Origin of the sequence: Streptomyces sp. NPDC019531 (genome assembly GCF_044903305.1) — a bacterium.
Taxonomy (GTDB): domain Bacteria; phylum Actinomycetota; class Actinomycetes; order Streptomycetales; family Streptomycetaceae; genus Streptomyces.
This window is the reverse complement of record NZ_JBJDQL010000124.1, coordinates 1-3,027: the sequence shown is the minus strand read 5'-3', so window position 1 is coordinate 3,027 and position 3,027 is coordinate 1. Positions and strand designations below refer to the sequence as shown.

Here is a 3,027-nt window from a genome sequence, read left to right as displayed (position 1 = left end):
CAGGTGGGCCGCGTCCTGGAGGAGGACGACGCGCTCCGCCGCGGGGAACCGCGCAACCTTGTGCGAGTCGGCAAGCATCTCGTACAGGCTGTCCTGTTCCGAGCCGAGCATCAAGGCGATGAGCGCCGCCCTGGCGGCGGGCAGCATCCGGGCGGGAGCCAGGTCCCGGTAGTCCTCCAGCAACCGCATGACCACGCCGTTGCGGTCGTTCGCGAGCGAAAAACCGTGGCCGCCGCGCAGTGCCGGCCGCCAAGCGGGGCCGCTCGACGAAGTGCGCACGGGCATCCCGTCGCGGAGCGCGGCCTCGGCGACCACGTGGTACAGCACCAGCAGCAGCTCCCACACCTCAAGGTCGTCGGTCGCGCGGTCGGGGGTGCCGTCGGCGGCCGTGTTCCGCCGCAGCACCTCCAGCACGCGCTGGGCGGCGTCACGGACCTCGGCGGGGTCGGCGTCCCGCGTCAGCCGGTCTTCGATGACCGTCCGGTACTTGCGGCCCAGCACGTCCACGAGGTGCCAGGCGGCCCGCTGCACATCAGGGTCCGCGGCCATGTCCTCGCCGAGGTCCTGCTCGTACTCGCGGCTGAGCCGTTCCCACGCCGGATCGGAGTAGAAGGCACGGAAGCCGTCGGCGTACTCGGGGAAGCCGGGATCCCCGGGGCGTGCGGTGGCGGCCCGCGTCAGGTCCCGCGGAGTGAACTCGACCAGCCGGGGCGGCTTCTGGCCGGCCTCCGCAACCAGCCCCATGTACGGCTGTCCCGTCGGCCGGGTCACAAGGATCCTTGCGGTCGGGGCCGTGGTCCGGCGCCCGGTCCAGTCGGCGACCTGCTGCCCCACCGAATCCCCGCCGGGAACCTCAGCCCCCGCCGAAGAAGAGGAGAGGAAGATCCGGGTCTGTGCGGGCAGCCCGCCGCGGTCCAACAGCGCCTTGAGGTACCGGCCCCACTCCGCGCCGCTGATCTTCCGCGGACCGTAACGCGACACCACACTCACGGAATGCGGAGAGCCGTGCGCGGTGGCGGCCACGAACCAGTCACCGTCCCAGTTCAGCGGCTCCGGAGCCCCGACGCCCACATGGTAGGCGTTCACGGGCCACCAGGCAGCGAGCTCACGCGTGCGCTCCACTGCCTTCCCCGCTTGTGCCCAGTACCGGGCATCAAAGCTCGCCACGCCGACCCACCGGCCCCCTGACGCGAGGTCCCGGGTGACGATCGGCTGGTCCCAGGGCTCGACCGGCTGACCGGCGGGCAGCTCACTCAACTCCACCCGCAGGAAGGCGCGGCCGGTCACCACATCGTGGAACAGACCTGCCGACTCCACCCGGAATTTGGTCCGGGACGGGTAGAGGACCGTGCGGAGCTGCGGAGTCCTCGACAGCGGCGAGACATCACGTGCCGTGGCGCGCTCCACGCTCCACATCACCGGCAGGCCCTGGCCCCCGGCAAGACCACGGAGCTCGCCCAACGCGGCTTCCGCACTGGTGGTCGCACGATGGAACCGGGACCACGTCCGCTTAGTCCCCGCCCCGGGCACACCACCGCCCGCCGCCGAATCCGGCACACTGGTCCAGTAGACCCGAGTGTCGACAGGAGGCAGCATCTCCAGCGCCTCAGCCGCCAACTCACCGTGGAGGCGGAATTCGTAGGTCAGCGGGAGTTCGTAGCGCAGGTTCTGGCCCCAGCTGTCAGCCCACTGCTCCGCTTCCCGCAGGAACAGCAGCGGGAACGGCGAGTCTCCGCCCACCGCCGCGGCCATGAGCAGCGCGCGCGCCTCGTGGCTCAGCCGCTCTCCGGCCTTCGTGCTGTCCAGCGCCTCGATCAGCCGCGCGTCCACGCCGCTGACCAGGTAGACCGCCATGGCGTGGGCGTTGTTCAGGTTGTCCCTCAGCAGGGCGATGTCCTGGTGACGGTGCAGCCATTCCGCCAGCGACGCACACCGGTGCCGCCACTCCTCGCTCGCCTCCTCGCTCGCCTCGAACGCCGGAGCGTCCGGCCTGCTGGTCGAGTCCGCCTTCCGGATCAGGTCGAGGAAGTGTATGACCTGCGGGTCCTCCCTTGCGCTCCGAATGGCTGCCAGCTTTGTCCACAACAAGTAGATCGGGTGGTGCGGCGGCTCGTAGAACTCAGTCTCCGAGGACCTGAGGGTGATCTCCTCCACGGACGCGAGTGAGCGCTCCCTCGCCAGGGGGTCCAGGGCGCCGTTGACCCAGCCGTGCAGCCGGGCCGCGTCAACGCGGGAGATGTCGGGCTCACCATGGTCGCGCACGCCCACGTCCTGGGCGGCGGCGAGGATCTCCGCCAGCGAGTGCCTGCCGGACGGCAGCAGCCAACCCAGCATCGCCTCGCGGAACAGCAGCGCGTCGCCGTCGGGGACCACCATGCGATGGACTCCGAGCAGCCACTCTACGAGCGTCGCAGGTCCCTGGGTCATCCGCAGGCCGCGCTCACGTGCCTCCTGCAGGAAGGAGTCGCTGTGCGTTTCGGAAGTGGGCGGCTTCAGATCTTGAGTGTTCAGCTCCGGGCGATCCTGCCACAGGGCCCTGAGCGAGGGTGCGGGGGACTGGTTCTCGTAGTTCTCGTAGGCGAGGTCCGCGAACACGGTCATGAGCAAGCCCAGCGGGACATCGCTGATGTCCGAACGATCGACCAGCAGCCGGAGGAACGCCCTGCCGGTCATCTCCGGCCTATGGAAGGCAGCTCTCATGCCGCCCTCGCCGTAGTGATCGACCATGTAGAAGTACAGCGCCTCGACCGCCTTGCCGGCCTCCGCGATCACACGCGGGTCGGCGGCCAACACCCATCCGACGGCCTCCTCGTAGTGCTCGCTGCGCTCGCCCCAGCGTCGTCCAGCGCCCCGGGCCCAGCGCTCGCCCATGCGCTCGCCCCAGTCGTATGTGCGGTAGAACGGGAAACGGTGAGCAGGCGCTGCCGGGTCCTCGGCGGGGTCGTCGTTCCGATCCTCGGACGGGACCTGCGACTCGAGCCCGGGCACGGCCTCGGGTGCGGAGGGCGAGTTCCACTGGTTGGCGGC

At 70.3% G+C, this 3,027-nt stretch carries 1 protein-coding gene; it reads right to left on the bottom strand.

Going from position 1 to position 3,027, the window contains the following annotated elements:
* The coding region (locus ACI2L1_RS45040) for a hypothetical protein (RefSeq protein WP_404745282.1) at positions 1 to 3,027 on the bottom strand (3,027 nt) is incomplete at both ends.